This is a genomic window from Gimesia alba (assembly GCF_007744675.1).
In the GTDB taxonomy this organism is placed as follows: domain Bacteria; phylum Planctomycetota; class Planctomycetia; order Planctomycetales; family Planctomycetaceae; genus Gimesia; species Gimesia alba.
In genome coordinates this window covers 1,855,382-1,872,576 of record NZ_CP036269.1, presented here as the reverse complement: position 1 = coordinate 1,872,576, position 17,195 = coordinate 1,855,382, and the positions used below count along the sequence as shown (strand labels likewise).

Annotated in this window: 15 protein-coding genes; 10 read left to right on the top strand and 5 right to left on the bottom strand. The window is 51.2% G+C overall.

The genetic code is table 11. The features are described from left to right. Positions 1-24: 24 nt before the first annotated feature. On the bottom strand, positions 25-504 hold the full coding sequence (locus tag Pan241w_RS07225; protein ID WP_198000376.1) for a pilus assembly protein: 480 nt from the start codon (positions 502-504) through the stop codon (positions 25-27). A gap of 430 nt (positions 505-934) precedes the next feature. On the opposite strand from Pan241w_RS07225, the gene Pan241w_RS07220 reads away from it, so the two are divergent. Next, entirely contained in the window at positions 935-1,408 is a 474-nt protein-coding gene (locus Pan241w_RS07220) for a TadE/TadG family type IV pilus assembly protein (protein ID WP_198000375.1), read from the top strand. Between the two features lie 79 nt (positions 1,409-1,487). After that, entirely contained in the window at positions 1,488-1,652 is a 165-nt protein-coding gene (locus Pan241w_RS29310; RefSeq protein WP_198000374.1) for a hypothetical protein, read from the top strand. A gap of 22 nt (positions 1,653-1,674) precedes the next feature. Here Pan241w_RS29310 and Pan241w_RS07215 read toward each other — a convergent pair whose 3' ends face one another. Continuing rightward, positions 1,675-4,989 carry a hypothetical protein gene (locus Pan241w_RS07215; protein ID WP_145213056.1) on the bottom strand — a complete coding sequence of 1,105 codons (3,315 nt, stop codon included), beginning with the start codon at positions 4,987-4,989 and terminating at the stop codon, positions 1,675-1,677. Positions 4,990-5,018: 29 nt separating this feature from the next. Continuing rightward, a complete protein-coding gene (locus tag Pan241w_RS07210; RefSeq protein WP_198000373.1) occupies positions 5,019-6,209 on the bottom strand; it encodes an ArnT family glycosyltransferase in 1,191 nt (396 codons plus the stop codon). 399 nt (positions 6,210-6,608) lie between these two features. Between Pan241w_RS07210 and Pan241w_RS07205 the strand changes: the two genes are divergently transcribed. Both Pan241w_RS07205 and Pan241w_RS07200 read left to right on the top strand, forming a co-directional pair. Next, the gene (locus Pan241w_RS07205) at positions 6,609-8,414 is read left to right on the top strand and encodes a flagellar basal body P-ring protein FlgI (protein ID WP_145213050.1); all 1,806 of its coding nucleotides are present in this window, start codon (positions 6,609-6,611) and stop codon (positions 8,412-8,414) included. A gap of 112 nt (positions 8,415-8,526) precedes the next feature. Further along, a complete protein-coding gene (locus Pan241w_RS07200) occupies positions 8,527-9,372 on the top strand; it encodes a sterol desaturase family protein (protein ID WP_145213048.1) in 846 nt (281 codons plus the stop codon). Positions 9,373-9,430: 58 nt separating this feature from the next. Here the strand turns inward: Pan241w_RS07200 and Pan241w_RS07195 are convergent, their stop codons facing one another. After that, a complete protein-coding gene (locus tag Pan241w_RS07195; RefSeq protein ID WP_145213044.1) occupies positions 9,431-9,664 on the bottom strand; it encodes a hypothetical protein in 234 nt (77 codons plus the stop codon). Between the two features lie 506 nt (positions 9,665-10,170). Here Pan241w_RS07195 and Pan241w_RS07190 point away from each other — a divergent pair. Both Pan241w_RS07190 and Pan241w_RS07185 read left to right on the top strand, forming a co-directional pair. After that, positions 10,171-10,401 carry a hypothetical protein gene (locus Pan241w_RS07190; protein ID WP_145213041.1) on the top strand — a complete coding sequence of 77 codons (231 nt, stop codon included), beginning with the start codon at positions 10,171-10,173 and terminating at the stop codon, positions 10,399-10,401. Between the two features lie 92 nt (positions 10,402-10,493). Then, complete coding sequence (locus tag Pan241w_RS07185) at positions 10,494-10,970, top strand: hypothetical protein (protein WP_145213038.1); 477 nt, start codon at positions 10,494-10,496, stop codon at positions 10,968-10,970. 289 nt (positions 10,971-11,259) lie between these two features. Here the strand turns inward: Pan241w_RS07185 and Pan241w_RS07180 are convergent, their stop codons facing one another. Then, positions 11,260-12,591 (bottom strand): Lpg1974 family pore-forming outer membrane protein, encoded by a 1,332-nt coding sequence (locus Pan241w_RS07180; protein ID WP_232107466.1) that lies wholly within the window; start codon positions 12,589-12,591, stop codon positions 11,260-11,262. Between the two features lie 448 nt (positions 12,592-13,039). Between Pan241w_RS07180 and Pan241w_RS07175 the strand changes: the two genes are divergently transcribed. From Pan241w_RS07175 to Pan241w_RS07160, 4 genes are read left to right on the top strand one after another with little or no spacing between them, the layout of a single operon-like run. Continuing rightward, positions 13,040-15,634, top strand: a complete 2,595-nt coding sequence (locus tag Pan241w_RS07175; RefSeq protein WP_145213032.1) for a PSD1 and planctomycete cytochrome C domain-containing protein — start codon at positions 13,040-13,042, stop codon at positions 15,632-15,634. Positions 15,635-15,690: 56 nt separating this feature from the next. Then, on the top strand, positions 15,691-16,335 hold the full coding sequence (locus Pan241w_RS07170) for a DUF1501 domain-containing protein (RefSeq protein ID WP_145213029.1): 645 nt from the start codon (positions 15,691-15,693) through the stop codon (positions 16,333-16,335). A gap of 14 nt (positions 16,336-16,349) precedes the next feature. Next, the gene (locus tag Pan241w_RS07165) at positions 16,350-16,796 is read left to right on the top strand and encodes a transposase (protein WP_145209666.1); all 447 of its coding nucleotides are present in this window, start codon (positions 16,350-16,352) and stop codon (positions 16,794-16,796) included. Continuing rightward, positions 16,793-17,194, top strand: coding sequence for a transposase (locus Pan241w_RS07160; protein ID WP_145209663.1), 402 nt, complete (start codon positions 16,793-16,795; stop codon positions 17,192-17,194). Before Pan241w_RS07165 ends, Pan241w_RS07160 begins: the two co-directional genes overlap by 4 nt. Position 17,195: the final 1 nt, after the last annotated feature.

The window sequence follows — 17,195 nt, the reverse complement described above, 5'->3', positions numbered from 1 at the left end:
ACTTACAAAGTCAAATTATCTGGATCAGAGTTCGTATAAATAGGTCGTGGATTGTTCAACGACATAGTCTTGAATCGAAAATCCGAAGCTGGATAAAAAGTCGGGAACGTTCCCATCCAGGGGCACACAGACAGTCGTACGCACCGACTCATTTACGGCCGCACCTGATACAGACGGTAAGCTGGTCGCCGGTGGATCACAGTCACAGTTTGGAAGTGCTACGACCGGATCAGCAATGGTGGTATGTGCTCCCAAATTATGTTCTAAAATCACACGACAGCTTCCTTGCGGCAGCCCCCCGACTTGCAGCACGTTATCTACGTTCGTTTTCAATGCACCAGTATTCAATGCATTGAGCGCCCCGGAAGGAGTTTCCGATGCAATCTTAGCGGCATACCGACTCGCATACGCAGTCTGCTCTGTTGCCACGTAAATCAAGGAAATCTGAACCATCGCCAGCATAATGATCAGGAACGCAGGCGCCGCCAGAATTAATTCCAGCACGACAACACCCGATCGTGGCGCATTTCGCTTCTCAGTTCGTTGCCTGTTACTCTGCACAGTCTGGTACCACTCTTCTCTTCAGGTCAAATATGGAACGATTTACCCTAATCTACTCTCAACAATAGTAGTTTGGCAAGCAATTTGCGTTCCCTACTCAAGAGACGCCTCACTTCTCCGCTGATTCAGAGGAGAATCGAGGAATGGTGTGTAATTCGTCTCAATCAGAGACTACACCAACCGGATCTCAGATCGGACGGATTTGAGAAATGATAACCAGCCTTAGCAAGTGTGAAGCAAATGTCTCCGTTTGTTAACACTCGTCTGTTTAGAAGTACGTAAGATGGAAATCATCAGGAAGCCATCATTGCCCACAAACAAGACCAGTCAACGACAGAAGCTCCTTCGAAACAGGAGTCGAACAGGTTCCGTCTTGCTGGAATTTATCCTGGCGTTTCCCATCATTTTGATCCTCTCGCTGGCGATCATCCAATTCGGCTTTTTTGCACTGCTGCAGCAAACCATTACGGCAGCAACAATTGAAGGCTCACGGGAAGCAGCCCAGGTGGGAGCGACCTCGACTTCAGTCGGAAACTTAATTCAAGAATACGTGGCGATTAACTCGCTCTCTCTGACTGTCGCCCCAGCCGCTCCGGGAGCCGGCGATGTGCTGGTGGTGATTCAGGAAGGAGGCGATCTTCCCATTAATACGACCAGCTTAGGAAATTCCAGCATCCCCTGTTCTCCGGTTGGCCCTGCTCCTTCCCCGTCAGAAGTTAAGGTCACCGTCTGCCTCAATTTAACCGATACGAATGGTACGTTTCCACTCCCCAACCTTTTATCTTCTTTTGGCTTCACGCTTTCGGGAAAACAACTTGAAATCAGCGCTATGACCGGATTAGAGTAATAGCAGACCGCCGTTTCCGTCCGCCGTCACTTCTTTGCTGATCTAGAGTATCAGTCAGAATAGCAAGTTTTCCCTGCTTATGAACGAAATTGCCACAGGAATGTTCTTCTGGCTGCTTAAGATTCTGGGAGCCTACCTCGCTCTGCTCGTTGTCTTAACGTTCATCCTCTCCCGCTGGAAAAAGAAATCGAAGCAGGAAACCGAGGAGATTTCTCAAAGCAGACAAAAACGATCCAAGAAATGATCTAGTCTGACCTTAATGGAAATCATTGCGCAAAGGGCAGTGGAAATTGCCTCGGAGTTCGAGAATTGGTTTGGACCGGTTGAATGCGGCGCCCTGGAATATTATTGCCGGGACGCCCTCGCACTACATTATTCAGAAATGTTTTCAGAGAACCATCCAACAGCGGATTCGACTTGATATCGACAATCGGACTTGATGTCGTGCCGCGCAATTCCACTCGAATCCAGCCACTCGTCGCATGCCCGATCAGTTGAGTAATGGCCGGCAGCGGAAGTTGACGACGCGATAATCGTGAAAACAGATCCACCTTCAAACGACCGTCAAAGTGGGCTTCTCCCGCCTGTCCGTACAAACTGATGGCATTCCCTTTTAGCTCAATGTACTTCAGATGAAAGGTCTCATTCGAAACAGTAAAGTCACAGAAGGCAGAATCAAAGGCTGTTTTATCCGGCTGAGCGAGGCGCACGACTTTAAAAATCTGAGCAATCGGCGGCAGTTCGTAAATCGCAGCAGGACTGATCTGCAATTGTCCCTGCCCCTTTAAATCTGCTTTATTCGAACCGCGACCCCAAAGTTGAATCCAGCCATTCATCACGCCCCGTAATTGCGATTCACCAGGCATATAACGGGCCGCATATTCTTCCAGCAATCCGCGATTCAATTCAATCTGCATATTGTATGACGGAATCGTACTCAGTTCGATATCTCCCATACAAGTCAGCACACCGCGAATCGCTTTTGCCGTAATTGGCTGCTTCGCATTAATTTGTGGCAGACTGACTGACTGAAACTGATCGCGGCGAATCTGGTTTGAGCCCACGGTCAGTTTTTGATCATGAATCTCGAACGGCCCTTTTATTTCTGTGAGATGATAATCCAGAATCACCGCGGAGTCTAAATCGACATTGCCCGTTAAATCCAAATGTGTTCCATCCCACGTCCCTTTAGAATGGACCTTCCCATAAACTCTGGTAATGTCCACGCCCGCTGTAATCGTATTCTCTGCCAGAATCGAATCCATGCCCCAGGCAGCCGTGATGGCGGTTCCCGGCTGTTTCGAACCGCGAAATTCAATCCAGCCACTGGCTGAAATCGGTCGTTGAATATTCAGAGTATTCAATGCCGATGCCATTTCTTCCGGTAGCGCTTTCTGAAAGGCACGATCGGTCGATACGTCATCAATGTTCATATTTTCCAGCAACACCCGCCAGTCGCCGCGCGGAGTCACATCGGCAATCGCATTCCCGATTCCGATCCGAGTCTCGTCATGTCTTCCGGAGATTTTGGTCAAGCGAACTTCACTGTTCTGGGTTTGCGGATTGACAACATAGCTCCAGTTTGCATTCAGATTATCAATGGGATATGGGAATTCCTTCAAGTAGATGCTCCCCGAATACAGGTTCGCACTGGGGATACTGATATCTAACGGCTTGCCACGTTCCCAGACAATGTTGGTTCTCAGATCGATTTTACCGGTCGGCGATAGTTCTCCCCACAATTCCTGTAAGGACGCAGGCAGCGCCAGACGTAAGTTGGAATCGCAGGAAGCATTATTGGCTGTCACGCTTAACTCGAGTCTGCCATCATTGGCAAACCGGGCATAAGAGCCGTTGGCAGAGAGACTCGCATTTCCATGCTTACCCGTCACTTGTTCAAATCGCGTAATCCCGGTTTTACTGAAATAAGAAACGCGACCTTTGAGATTGCTGACCCGATAAGGGAACTCTCGATACTGCAGCGAACCACGATCCACTTCCGCCACTAAATTCAGATGGATCGGTTGATTGAGTAAAGGCTCACGAGTCAATCGCAACGTCACATCCGCATTTCCCTGCAAGTCGATTTGATCCAGAACATTCTGGACTGCTTCCGGAGCAGCAGACCGTACCGCAGCATCCACGGCAGCATCATCTACCTTTACCAGGATATCAATTTTCGATGCCGGACCAGGATGCCGAATCGACCCCACGGCACTGACCGGCCGGTTCCCTGCCATGCCGATGAAATTCAGATCCAACAGATCAGAATCCTTCTGAGTCATCCGGCCTTTAATATGGTCAACCCGATACGGAAAATGAACCGGCATCACTTCACCATCGACGGCAGAGACGATCAGATCCTGAATCCGCCATTTCCCCTGACCGGGAGGATGACTCAATGTCACTTCCAGATCGATATTTCCCTGAGGGCGCAGAGTATCAAAGGTTCTCGCCAGTCCCCCTGTCAATCGACTTCGCAGCCGATCATCAATGGGTAATTTCCGGGCCTGAAATGAAAAGTAGCTTTGATCCTGGGGAGCACCATCTTCGGGAATTTTATTTCCAAAACGATAATATCCACCGACGGCAAAACTACTCTCCCCATTATGGGCCTGTAAATTCTGAATCAATAACCGCTGATTATTCGCATAAATCTTGCCCACAATATTTCGTAAAGGAAACGGCAATAACGGATGCTTAAGCTTCCCCTCACGCAAATGAGTCACCACCTGAAATTGAGGTGGCTGTTCCCGACCGCTTTTAGACAGACTGAAATTAATATCCATCTGAGCGCTCACGCCCAGATCATACATGCCCGTCGCCTGATCGGGTTTAAGTTGCATGGAAGGAAACGCCGACTTTAATCGCGACATCAATTCCGGCGAAATCCCGGTTGCCATCCGCACCAGATTCGGCCCGAATTCCAGTTGGCTCCACGTCCCTTCCACTGATCCGATTTTTGAACCGATGTCCCAATAACCGGAAATTTCCAGTTTCCCCGCCTGAGGAATCGAAGTATGTCCTTCAATTTCATAGCGGCTGGCACCAGAGGGAATCAATCGCAGATCCAGGTTTTGAAACGTCACCGCCGTCGGCACACTCTGGGGACCACGCTCAAACTTGAGTGACAGGCTGCCCCGTTCAATCACCAGCTCCGGCAGCGGTTTATCGCTCCTGATTGGCTCCGGCAATCCTTCCCAGTTCCAGGTTCCATCGGCCATCCGCACCAGAACCAACTGTGGCCGGTTCAGCACGACTTTCTGAATATCGATCTCCTGCCGACGCGCCAGTTTTTCCTGATCTAAAGTGACCACCACTTCGGGTAAATCAATAATCGTATCAGGGTGACTCACAACCTGAACGCGACAACCTTCAATCCGCACCCGTCGCCGGAAATCAAATTGCGCCCGGTCGATATCAATCATCAGATTCGGAATATGATTGGAAATTTTGTCGAGAATGCCCGCCTTCAACATTTCGTCACTGCGCATCCACAAATAATATCCGTAGCTCCCGCCGGTAATCACCAGCGAGACCAGGATCAGCAGACACCATTGAAATGTTTTACGAACAACCATAATGACTAAAAACCACACAAAATCCGGTATTATTCCGGTTTGAGTTCCTTCCGTTTACGAGAGGAAAAACACACTTGATAAAAACCGACCGCGGACAATATATATAAGCTGTATTCCGCAGGCAGCCGATAGCGCAACGAACTGACAAAGACCAGATGAATCAGCGAAAAGTAAACGATCGGCCCGACAGTAATCAGCAGTAGTAAATATTGATCGCGCGAAACCCAGGCACCATACACCGCGAACAACACGACCGGAATGAACAACACTGACACAGCCGCCATCATCCAGAATGACTTGAACTGCGGTGCATTCGGCCAAGGCTTCCAGTAACGCAGCAGCTTCGCTCCCATCAGTTCGAAGACATGACCGGGATGCTGCTGCGCATACTCGACTGCCCGTTTTGTATAGTGCTGATTCATTTCGTATTCACTCATTTTGTTCAACACATTCTCTTGATCAAAAAAAGTCATGTCACTGTCCCCGGTCGCACGCGGATTCAAACCATCGTACAAGCTGGGACCCGCCCACAATGTGGTCGGGACAAAGTGCCCGGTAACCTGATAATTCCGATAAACCCAAGGCACCAGCATCACACTAAAACCCACAATCATCAGCAGGCCTCGCGTGAGTGCCGCAGTTCGATGCTCCTTTGCACTTAATAACAAAATGAAAACAACCAGGGGCAGCATCAACAGCCAGCTCGGTCTTACATAAAAGGCGGCTGCCAGTGAAATGCCCGCCAGCACAGACCAGAGCCTGCCCTGAAATTGATCCTCAACTCTAAATGGAACTTTCGATAATTTGACCAGTACCCATAACGAAATCAGCATCGTCACCGCGAACAGCGTCTCGCTTAAAAACAAAACACTGAACCCCGCCATCACCGGCGATACCGCAGTCAGCGCTGCCGCGATGAGACCGATCGTTTCATTGGCCAGTTCTTTTCCCAATAAATAAACGACAAAACAGGCGACAACTCCCGAGAGCGCCAAAATCAGTCGCACACGAAAATGATCTTCGCCCACGACTGACATCGCACCAGCCAGAAACAACGGAAACCCAGGCATCCGCAGTACACGTCGCGGCGGCGTATAAATCGAATACGGCTCGCCATGCACGAGCGACTGCGCCAGCTTCCAATAGCCGTCTGCATCGCCTTCAATGACATATGTTCGTTCAGGTTGTCGATCTAATTGGCGCTGAACGTAAACCGCCACTCCGCACCTCAAACATGCGGATATCAGTAAGATAAATAATAGTATGTATTTAAGCCGTTTTGCTTGCGGCATCATTGGCCCCGCCACTTTAGAAATGTGGGAATAGTACGACTACTCGACTATCAGGGTCAATTCCAATATAGCTGTCCCTGATTCGCCGGGGCCAAACATCTCCTTTTCTCACCCCGTTATTCAAAGATTCAAGAACGTTGATCTGAACAAATTACGCAACAATCGAAACTCTTAAAACGGGAAACCCCTCATCCAGATCACCCATATTGACATAAAATCCGATTTACAATAAGGTGCCCGCTCCTCTCTCTCAAAACGACGCGCCTCCAGATCTATTCTTCATTTCAATCCATTTCACGAAGCCCTATTTTCAAGGCTGAGGGAAACATGCGCTACTTCAAATTTTCCATACTCGCAGGAATGGGCCTGTTCGCACTGGCCATGTTTTTTCTGTCGCAATCCATTCAAGGCTTTCTCAGTATTAATCAGAACACTGAGCAAACCGCCGCAGAAGCCGAACTGGAAATTTCACTTTCCGAACCAGACGAATTTCCCGATCTCAGTCTCGATTTCCCGGCTGGTCCAAAACAAAGTCCATTGAATCCAGCACCTGCTCCCAAACTGTCGGACATAGCCACCACTCAGGAACTCTCTCAAGATCCACGGCTTCCGGAAAACAGAACACCGGAAATCAATCTTGTCACCGCATCACCACAGTCAGCTGACTCCTCCCCCGCGTTAAATATTCTGCTCCTCTCACAAACCACGAAAGAACAACGCACCACGCTGATCGAAGAATTAGTCCGCATCGATGCCGACCTCGTGCGGCGGGTGGCAATGAAACCGGTCGACCAGCAGGGTATCTCGGCTAACGAAGTCAAAACCGTACAACAGATCTCCTTGACCAATCCCTTTCCCAAACGGACCGTGTCTGCCGGATACAACGTTCCCCAACCAACTATGAAACCGGCGTCGGCTCCCGAACCATTCCTCGTCCAGCAGGAACGGCTCGTTCACATCATCGCCGCCTATCGAGGCATCACCTTCAAAACCACAGGCATCCCCACTCAAGATGCAGCTCTCAATCAAACCATTCCCGTCATTCCCTTCGTCACCAATACCATGCTGCCGGCCACCGTCATCAGCAAAAACCTGGTTCAACTCGACCTCCATTCCGAACTTCCTATCCCCAGAGAAACACAGGCACAGCCGGTTTTGAAACTGGCGCAGTTGGGTGAATTCCAACCGGCGGAAATCATCAAACTCACAGGCAGCGGCCTCGTCGTAGGACTCAACGGAACGGGAGAACGCAATTACTCTCCCGAAGCAATCCAGGCACTCAAGTCCTCCATGGCAGCGATGAAGATCAATGTCAAACAGATTAAAACGCCGCTCCGCGCCGGCAATCTGGCCAATGTCTCCCTCATCGCATACATCCCCAATCAAGGCGTCAAAAAGGGACAACGCATTGAATGCTATCTCACCGCCGCCAATCCCGATGTCAAACTCACAGGAGGCTACCTGCTTCCCACAACCATTCAGCAGACAGAGTCCCCTGCCGCAAGCGCCGTCGTGATGGGCATGCTTGATACAAACCGAACACAAAACAAATCCCAGGCCATCATCGAACAGGGTGCTCAGTTGCTCGCTGATATTACTCCCAAGCTCGTTTCGGGAACCGGCATCCCCCATCTGAAATTTTTCCTGAACGATTCCGCCAGCCTGCCTGCAACGGGACAACTCATCACACAAACCATCAACCAGTTCCTGAAAGCACAGCAAAACCTGAATGCGAAAGCCATGCTGCAATCGACCAGTATGATCATGATCTCTCTGCCCCATCCCAATCAGAAACTGGCACAACAACTGGCAGCCCATTTGCTGAAACTCTCCATTCCCATTCAACCCTCCCTGGCACAATCGTCGCTGGTCAAGAATCAAACACCAGAGTTGATGATCGATCCGGCAACCGCCACCATTCAAACCCGAGGCAACGTCCTGCTCCAGCCAGCTCAAATCGAATATAACGATCTGATACTGGAAATCTCCGCATCCACAGCGTCCGCAACTCCCCGACTGAACGACCTGTTGGCGCTCATGCAACATCTGAAAATTCCCAAACCAAGGCAGATCGAATTCGTGCGCGGACTGCAACAGCAGGGAAAAATCAAAGCCGCCTATCACGAGCAATAACCCGGCCCTTGTCTCCCCGCGAGTCATCTGACAGAATGAAAAATACGGTGCCCCTTTGATGTCGTTACTCGGCACTGGATTTTCACTCCCCTCAAATTAAACTGATGCGCTTATGTTTTCTGAACTCTCAGGATTACAAATTCTGTCGCTCGCGCATCGCATCTTACCAGTCCTGCTCCTCGCTCTGTTCTGGAGCTGGGAAAGCTGGTTCGCATTCAAACCGGTCGCCAGTAAAACGCGCTACCATCACGCCCTGCATAACATTATCCTCGCGGTTCTGAATGCCCTGCTGCTGGGACTGCTCTTCGGAGTCTCTGTCGAATTCGCTGCTCAATGGTCGCACGATAATCACTGGGGGCTCCTCAATCATCTGCCGCTGGGAACCGTTGGAAAAACCATCCTCGCCATTGTTCTGCTCGATGCCTGGACCTACTGCTGGCACTGGATGAATCATCGCATCCCTTTCTTCTGGCGTTTCCATCGCATGCATCACAGCGATCCCTATATGGACGTCTCCACCGCCACCCGCTTTCACTGGGGTGAGCTCATTTTCTCAACACTGTTCCGACTGCTGCTCATCCCCCTGCTCGGCCTCGAAGCCTGGTACCTCATCGTCTACGGTCTGCTTGTCTTTTTATCCACACAATTCCATCACGCCAACATTTCGATCGGCAAGGCTGACCGTTTCTTCCGCTGGCTTTTCGTCTCGCCCGATATGCATAAAATTCATCACTCACAAATTCCCTCTGAAACCAATTCCAATTACTCCACCGTCTTTTCCATCTGGGACCGCCTCGCAGGCACCTACCGCATGCGAAATGATCTCAAAAACATCCACTTCGGCCTCCCCGACTTCGACCAACCCCAATGGCAAACACTCCTCGGCATGTGGAAAACCCCCTTCACAAAAAAGCCACCAACCAGACAAGATCAAAAACAACACCCCCACCCAAAATGATCACATAACTGAGTGCGACCTGAGCGGGTCGGCGCTAGCCGCCGTTTAAAACGTCCTATCAGTTCTCTCGCCCCCAACCTCGAAAAAAACCTACAAAACAGGCACCAAACAAACCTCTTGACTCCCCCGTCCCGTTCTCTAACATGCGGAGATAACGTCGCGCGCGTGAGGAAAACCAGTTTAAGCACCACCATTTGAGCTCCCCTGCAAATCCGCACCCCATAAAACCAACTCGTTTCAGCACGATTTGATTCCACACCCCGCCCCCCGGTTCACTCTGATCAGTACGCATCGCTGGACTTCGTTTGACGTTCAAAGAACAAAATCTGGCATTCATAGACATTCGCAAGTGGTTCCCAGAAAAATTCCGCATCAAAATCATCAACATCTCCTTGACACCCCCACGCCACCAGCGATGATCTCAATCAACAAAACCAGGAACGTCAGCCATAACAGAAACCCCAACTATGAACGAAACGGCGCCCGCAGAAAAGGCCCATTAGCCGCAGGGCGTTAGCCCCGGTTCCTCCCATTTGCAAAGAGGCATTCGAATTAATAAACGCTACCTGGCCCCTGTTTCAACCGAATATAAAACAAGAAACATTCAAACAACAAAAACACACAGACCAAAATCCTACCCGATACAACCCAACGCCCACAGATGAAAATCCAACACGGTTCACAACCAACCCCAAGCGCAAACCACCCACCAGAATTTTCGTGACTTTCGTGGTAGAAAAAAAGAACCAGAATCCAGCAGCAGGCACATACATAAATTTTTGACCGAATGAGGCTGCCATGTTCAATTATGGCGTAACAGGGGGCGTGATCACAATCATTCTGGGATTCGTATTAACATATTCCATCCCACCACTGGCAGATGTATTAACACACATTTTTTTGTTCGCAGTTCTCAATCCACGCTGCGGCGCGTTCCTCTGCCTCACAATTCTGTTCATTGCTTATTTTCTAATCGGTTATGGCATCGGGGCGATTATTTTTCTCATCAAGCGGAATAAATCAGCTTGAGAAGTACTCTTAATCGTAGTGCCTGCTGACACGCAATTTCGTGGTAGAAAAATCATACCTGTCCGAACAACGCCGCCAGGAAAAAGCTCCCCATGATCCGCATCCTCTGGATTATATTAGCACTGCCACTGCTGCTGTTAAGCATTGCATTCATATCGCTGGTGCTGTTTATAATTACTCACCCCCCCGGTGATGTCGCCATACCCATGGGTCCCAAAATCGATCTTCCAGATTCACACTACTATCTCCATCTGTATGGCCCCGCCTTCGAAGGTGAATACTTCTACGGACTATTTGCGGAACATCCCTTCCAGCAATACGAATCACGCACACTCGGTCCGCTCAACATCGACGTCACCACAACTCCCACCGTTGAACAAGAAGCGGACGGAGTCTACCGCATCACCTGGGGTAGCAAGCCCGATGCCCCCTACACCGTCATTGATGTCATACATGGCAAATACGTGGAAGATTCCAACCCGGCCAACGAACGCAATCAGCCATTCAAACTTTACCACTTTGAACCTCCAAACTGTCAGAAACCAGTCATTCAAAACAACGATCAATAAGACCAGATCATCGCGTGACTTCAGTTCGAATTCATGGCGCTCGTGGTAGCCGTGACAGGTAGTGTTTATTTATTAGTTTTGAATGTGATTCCGAGGACCGCAACCTAACCCAGGTCGGTTTTAACCGCGGCTAACACCGTGCGGCTGATCTTGTTTTTGGGACTTTGCCAGCCGGAATGACTTATTAGCCGAAGGGCGTTAGCCCCGGTTTCTCCCAATTTGCAATGACCAATTCGATTAAGAAACGCTACCTGGCAGAAATCGAAAACAGAGATCAGCCCATGTTAACTTACCATTGCAGGGTGAGGTTGACGTAAAAACCGTGCAGGGTGAAGTTGCTGTTGGTCTGTCTCACGCTGGCGGTCGAAAGCGAACCGATCTGGATCGGCAGGACGTTGTGATTCGTCGCGTAGCCGGCGAAGGGATCGGCGTAGACGGACGCCTGATAGCCGGCGTCGATCGAGAAGGAATTGCCGCCGGAAAAGATGTGTTCAAAACCGATTCCCAATTTGGCGTCGGCTGAATAGACGACCTGAGTAAAACCGCCGCTGGTCACCTGCTGCTGATTGTAGGAGATTCCGATCAAAGCCAGATCCTCGGCGACGGCGCCAAATACATATTGGGAAGGCTCGGTCCGGCCAACCAGCAACGCCGCGCCGATCTGCCCTGTGAAACGCAGCCCTCCTTGAGTCTGGTACAGACTATCAACACCAAACCGCGGTCCGACACCCGAAAAGGTCGACGTGTTATCCAACGAGAGGATTAAGGGAACTGACGCGGGGTACACCGCCGCCGGTTCGGGCGGATCGCCGTAAAACGAGGACTTCACAGATTCCTGCAAACGGGCAAAACTCAAGCCGGCAAATAACCTCAGGTCGAGCGACGAACCGAAATCGATGTGCTGCCCGAAATCGAGGTTCACCGCATCATAAGCATACTTGGCAACCCCCTCGGCTCTCCTCAGTTTATTCACTCCGTCGTTGTCTTCTAAATCATCATATGTGTCCGCAGAACCGGGGCCGGTTTGTGAGAAGGGAGAAACCCATTGTGTGCCGCTCTGGGCGGAGGCCCCACTGTGATTAGACGTTCGTAAATGCTGCCAGTCGAGTTGAAAATCGCGGCCGGTATTCTGATACGTATAGGTCGATCCCACTTCAAATCCGGGCTGATAGCTGGTTGTGACCGATTCAATCTCCCAATAGGGAGAAGCCAGTGGTTCCGGTGCACCCGGATTTTTGTATGTGGTAAGGACAGCATAACCGAGGTTCTCGCTGCTCGGCTTCAGGAACAGTGCCCCGACGTCAATCTGCCAACCCGGTCTCAGATCGGGAACCCCAATCCGCAACGTGAGATCTAGATTAGCATCGGCGGGAACCCAGTTATTCGTGCCCGCGGTTTCAAAGGGAATCTCTGCAGGAAGGTCTTCGGAAACAGCCGGTGCGGGAGGCAGAGAACTCGCAGTCGATTCCTCAGCCCGCCCGATGTTCGCTTGCGCGACCAAAACCAGCGCGACCATCGCCAGTATGTACCAGTGCTTTAGAAACATCTTGCCCGATCCTTCTCGTCCCCCCTGATTCATCCCTGGAGTCCACAATAAAGCAGCTTGCGTGGTGTCTCTCACATCCAAGATCGGCATTTCCTGACACAAATAATCAGTACAATCCGCAAACTTTATCAAATCCATGCAAACCACGATTTCTACTCAGTTAAACATTTGAGATCGTCCTGGCAATCACAAGCTCTGCATTACGGGAATGTCAGCACAACCAGTGAACACCGTCCAGTAGCAATAACCATATTCTTGTCATAAACCCTTGAAAAGCGGCATAAACAGCTTCTCATTTTTGAAATCCGTGTGATTCTTTTTCCCAAAAATAAAATTTTTGCTTCTCGCCAGCCGATATTATGGACATAAGGATCTAATAGTTCTATAATATGCAGCATAAAGACTTAAAGCCTTTGCAACTTCAGGTCTTTTCAATAAAGAGATAAGAGTCCCCCCCGTTAGTGAACTGCTTCCATGTCGGTCGTTCGCTTGATTCCTTCCACAGACATGACGAAAGGCGACGATGATGACTCGTATGCTGATCTGTCTCGTTTCGGTATTGGCAATTGTTCTTTCTGGTAGCTCCCATTTAGAAGCTGCCCCCAAAGCCCAGAAAGACGACAAAGGTCTTGAGCTGTTCAAATCGAAGATTGAACCGGTTCTGGTCAAGCACTGCTACGAATGCCATTCCCGCAAAGGTGAAAGTGTGGAAGGGGGCCTCGAACTCGACTCTCCGGCCGGCATGATGCGGGGCGGTGATACCGGCCCGATGCTCAAGCCGCACGATCTCGAACATAGTTCGCTGATTCAAATGCTCAAACATGAAGGCGATGCTTCCGGCATGCCTCCCGAACAGAAACTCTCCGATGACGTCATCGCCGCCTTTGAAGAGTGGATTCGTCTCGGCTGTCCCGACTCCCGCAAAGAAACCGGCCCCACTCTCAAAGAACAACGTTACCAGGCCGCACAAAAACACTGGGCTTTCGTGTCCCCCCAATCAGTCAAACCGCCTGCTGTCAAACAGACCAACTGGCCCCGCAATCCGGTCATCGATGGCTTCGTGCTCTCCGCCATGGAGCAGCAGGGATTGAAGCCGGTTCAAGATGCCAATCGACTCACGCTGGTCCGCCGCGTCTACTTTGATCTCGTCGGCCTCCCCCCGACACCGGCCGAAGTCGATGCGTTTCTGAATGATAAATCGCCGGACGCCCTCGCGAAGCTCGTCGACAAACTGCTCGCTTCTCCCCGCTTCGGCGAACGCTGGGGACGGCACTGGCTGGATGTCATCCGCTTCGCCGAATCGAGTGGCATGGAATTTAACTTCACCTATCCGCACGCCTGGCCTTACCGCAACTATGTCATCGATGCGTTCAACCAGGATAAACCGTACAACATTTTTCTGCAGGAACAAATCGCTGGCGACCTGATACCGGCCCAACCCAATGAATCTCCGGAGACGATCGAAGCCCGCAAGATTGCCCCCAGCATGCTGTCCTTCGGCCCCAAACGGCACAATTCGAGCGGAACCGAATTCCGCATGGATATCGTCGACGATCAGATCAACACGGTCTGTCGTGCGACGATGGCGCTGACCGTCTCCTGTGCCCGCTGCCACGATCACAAGTTCGATCCGATTCCGACAGCCGATTACTACTCCCTCGCCGGCATCTTTTTAAGCACCGAGCCCCTGTATGGCACCATCAAGCAGAAGTACAGCAACACCCCCACCGATCTGCTCCCCATCGGCAAAAATGCCCCGGCTCTACACGCCGCCGCGGAAGCTTATGACAAACAGCTGCAGGAAACCGAAAAGCAACTGACGGCTCAAACTGACGCCCTCAAGAAAGCAAAAGACGCACTGAAACTGGCCGCCGCCGAACATAAAAAGTATGAACAACTGGTGGCGACAACCGTCGTCGATCCCGCAAAGCCAAATGCCGGCAACCAACCTTCGCAGGCCGATGTCGATCAGAAACAGGCGAAGTTAAACAAAGCCAACGATCTTGTTTCCAATCTGACCAGTGAAGTCGCCACGTTAAAAACAAAAGTGGCTGAGTTGAAAAAGAACGCACCTGCCCGACCGCATTACGCGATGAGTGCCCGCGATCGCAAGAAACCCGCCGACACGTATATCGCCGTCCGCGGCGACTTCCGCGAAAAGGGAGACGTGGTTCCCCGCGGTTTTCTGAGTGCGATCAAAATCGAAAACACTCCCCCAATCGCAGCCAACCACAGCGGTCGCCTGGAACTCGCCCAGTGGATCACCAGCGAACAAAACCCGATTACTGCCCGCGTGATGGTCAACCGGATCTGGCATCACCTGTTCGGTCGCGGCCTGGTTCCTTCTGTCGATAATTTTGGCGTGATCGGAAAACAGCCCACGCACCCCGAACTGCTCGACGCTCTCGCCTTGCAATTCGTGCAGGAAGACTGGTCGACAAAACAGATGATCCGCACGATCATGCTCAGCCGCGCTTATCAACTAAGTAGTACCCCCGATCCCGCCAACATGGAAATTGATCCCGATAATCGCCTGCTCTGGCGTGCCTCACCCCGTCGCCTCGAAGCCGAAGCGATTCGTGATGCCATCCTGACCGTCAGCGGACAACTCGATTTCAACCGCCCCACAACATCTACGGTCACCCCACTGGGCGATAAGCTGGCCCGCAGCATTCCCATGGAAAAACTGCAGCCCCCCAGCAATCATCGCAGCGTCTATCTGCCGGTGGTTCGCGATTACGTTCCCGAACTGTTTGATCTGTTCGACTTCCCCTCGCCCAGTCTGGTGAGTGGAAACCGGGCGGTCACCAACGTTCCCGCGCAGGCACTTTACCTGCGGAATTCCCAGTTCATCACCGATCAATCCCGGCATGCGGCCCAGCGTCTGCTGGCGGATCAACAAGCCAAAGACGATGTCTCCAAAGTAAAACTGGCAATGCGGTGGGCGCTGGCACGAACACCGACGGCAGAGGAACAATCCGGCGCCCTGCAACTGATTCAGCAGGTCCGGCAGTCTACTGATCCGAAAAAGAAATCCGCCGAAGTCGATGCCTGGGCCGCCTGGTTCCAGACACTGTATATGACCGCCGAATTCCGTTTTCTCGTTGATGCCCAATAACACACAACCCTGTCCGCAGGTCTTTCACACATACACAAAACAGGAGATCGCCTCCGATGAAACATGCAACCTCAGAAACAACAGTATCACGACGTCAATGGCTCAAGGCTGCCGCCGGTGGTCTGGGTGGGCTGGCCCTGACCGGTCTCGCACCGCAAGCGAAAGCCGCCGGTCTGCTTTCTCCGAAAGTCGCCCATTACACACCCAAAGCGAAGCGGGTGATCTTCCTGTTTATTAATGGCGGCCCTTCGCAGTTCGAGTCGTTCGACTATAAACCGGAACTGAAAGCCAATGGTGGTAAGAAAGGTGCCAAGAAGGGAAAACTGTTGGCGCCCCTGTATGACTTTGCTCAACACGGCGAAAGCGGCATGTGGATCTCCGAAGCGTTCCCGCACCTCGCGAAACAGACCGACCAGATCTGCATGCTCAACGGGATGACCGGTCCCAGCCGCGCCCATCCCATCGCCATCCCCATGCTGCACACCGGCGAATTCAAATTTCAGCGTCCTTCCTTCGGCGCCTGGGTTCTTTACGGACTGGGAACCGAAAACCAGAATCTCCCCGGCTTCTTCACGATCAAACCGACACGTACCTTCGGGGGACCGGCCAATTATGGAAGTGCGTTCCTTCCTAGAGGTTGTCTCATAACGTCAAAAAAAGTGAACGGTTTGGCGCGTCTTTTGCATGAAGTGTTCTCCTGAAAGGAGAATTTCTTATGTATATGACGCTGGTCTGGTGGCCCAAACGAAAACGGGTTTCCACAAAAACAGCGTCCAGGACGGAACGCCCGGTCGTTTTGACCGATAAACAATGGTCTTTAGTCGCAAAACTGTTTCCCTGGACTCCCCCTTCCAAAAAGGGAGGACGTCCAAAAGCCCATCCACGAGATTGCCTGGAAGGCATTCTCTGGATTTTGGTGACAGGAGCACGATGGAAAGATTTACCAAGAGAGTATCCCTCAAAAGCGACGTGCCATCGACGTTTCCAGCAATGGACGATCGAAGGGCGGCTCTTATCTGCCTGGCAAATCATCTTGGAACGAATGGATGATGCTGGCCAGATTGATTTCTCGGAAACCTTTGCTGATGGCACTTTTGCCTCGGCAAAAAAAGGGGTAGAAGAGTTGGCCCGACTCGTCGTGGCAAAGGCACAAAGGTCATGATTTTTGTCGATCGTCACGGGACACCTGTGGCGATCGACACAGAATCGGCCCGTCGTAGCGAAGTCAAGCTGATCGAACCGCTGCTTGAAAAAATCACATTGCAAAATCGACAACCCGAGCGACTTGTTTATGACAAAGCCGCCGATTCGGACTCGTTGCGCAAACGGCTGATGGAAAAGAATATCGATCTGATCTGCCCGCATCGAAAATCGAGAGTCAAACCGCCGACGCAAGATGGTCGAAAGCTTCCACGCTTCAAACGACGTTGGATTGTGGAACGCAGTATTGCCTGGCTCCACAACTATCGTCGCATTGTCACGCGCTGGGAATATCACGATTACCTCTACGAAAGCTTTGTAATTCTTGGGTGTTTATTTACACTATTAAAAAGGTTTTGAG

What these genes read in the sequence shown, in the direction of transcription:
- Pan241w_RS07215 (WP_145213056.1), bottom strand. Translation starts at nt 4,989, where the DNA reads ATGGTTGTTCGTAAAACATTTCAATGGTGTCTGCTGATCCTGGTCTCG.
- Pan241w_RS07190 (WP_145213041.1), top strand. Translation starts at nt 10,171, where the DNA reads ATGTTCAATTATGGCGTAACAGGGGGCGTGATCACAATCATTCTGGGA.
- Pan241w_RS07185 (WP_145213038.1), top strand. Translation starts at nt 10,494, where the DNA reads ATGATCCGCATCCTCTGGATTATATTAGCACTGCCACTGCTGCTGTTA.
- Pan241w_RS29310 (WP_198000374.1), top strand. Translation starts at nt 1,488, where the DNA reads ATGAACGAAATTGCCACAGGAATGTTCTTCTGGCTGCTTAAGATTCTG.
- Pan241w_RS07205 (WP_145213050.1), top strand. Translation starts at nt 6,609, where the DNA reads ATGCGCTACTTCAAATTTTCCATACTCGCAGGAATGGGCCTGTTCGCA.
- Pan241w_RS07160 (WP_145209663.1), top strand. Translation starts at nt 16,793, where the DNA reads ATGATTTTTGTCGATCGTCACGGGACACCTGTGGCGATCGACACAGAA.
- Pan241w_RS07165 (WP_145209666.1), top strand. Translation starts at nt 16,350, where the DNA reads ATGTATATGACGCTGGTCTGGTGGCCCAAACGAAAACGGGTTTCCACA.
- Pan241w_RS07200 (WP_145213048.1), top strand. Translation starts at nt 8,527, where the DNA reads ATGTTTTCTGAACTCTCAGGATTACAAATTCTGTCGCTCGCGCATCGC.
- Pan241w_RS07195 (WP_145213044.1), bottom strand. Translation starts at nt 9,664, where the DNA reads ATGCGTACTGATCAGAGTGAACCGGGGGGCGGGGTGTGGAATCAAATC.
- Pan241w_RS07175 (WP_145213032.1), top strand. Translation starts at nt 13,040, where the DNA reads ATGATGACTCGTATGCTGATCTGTCTCGTTTCGGTATTGGCAATTGTT.
- Pan241w_RS07170 (WP_145213029.1), top strand. Translation starts at nt 15,691, where the DNA reads ATGAAACATGCAACCTCAGAAACAACAGTATCACGACGTCAATGGCTC.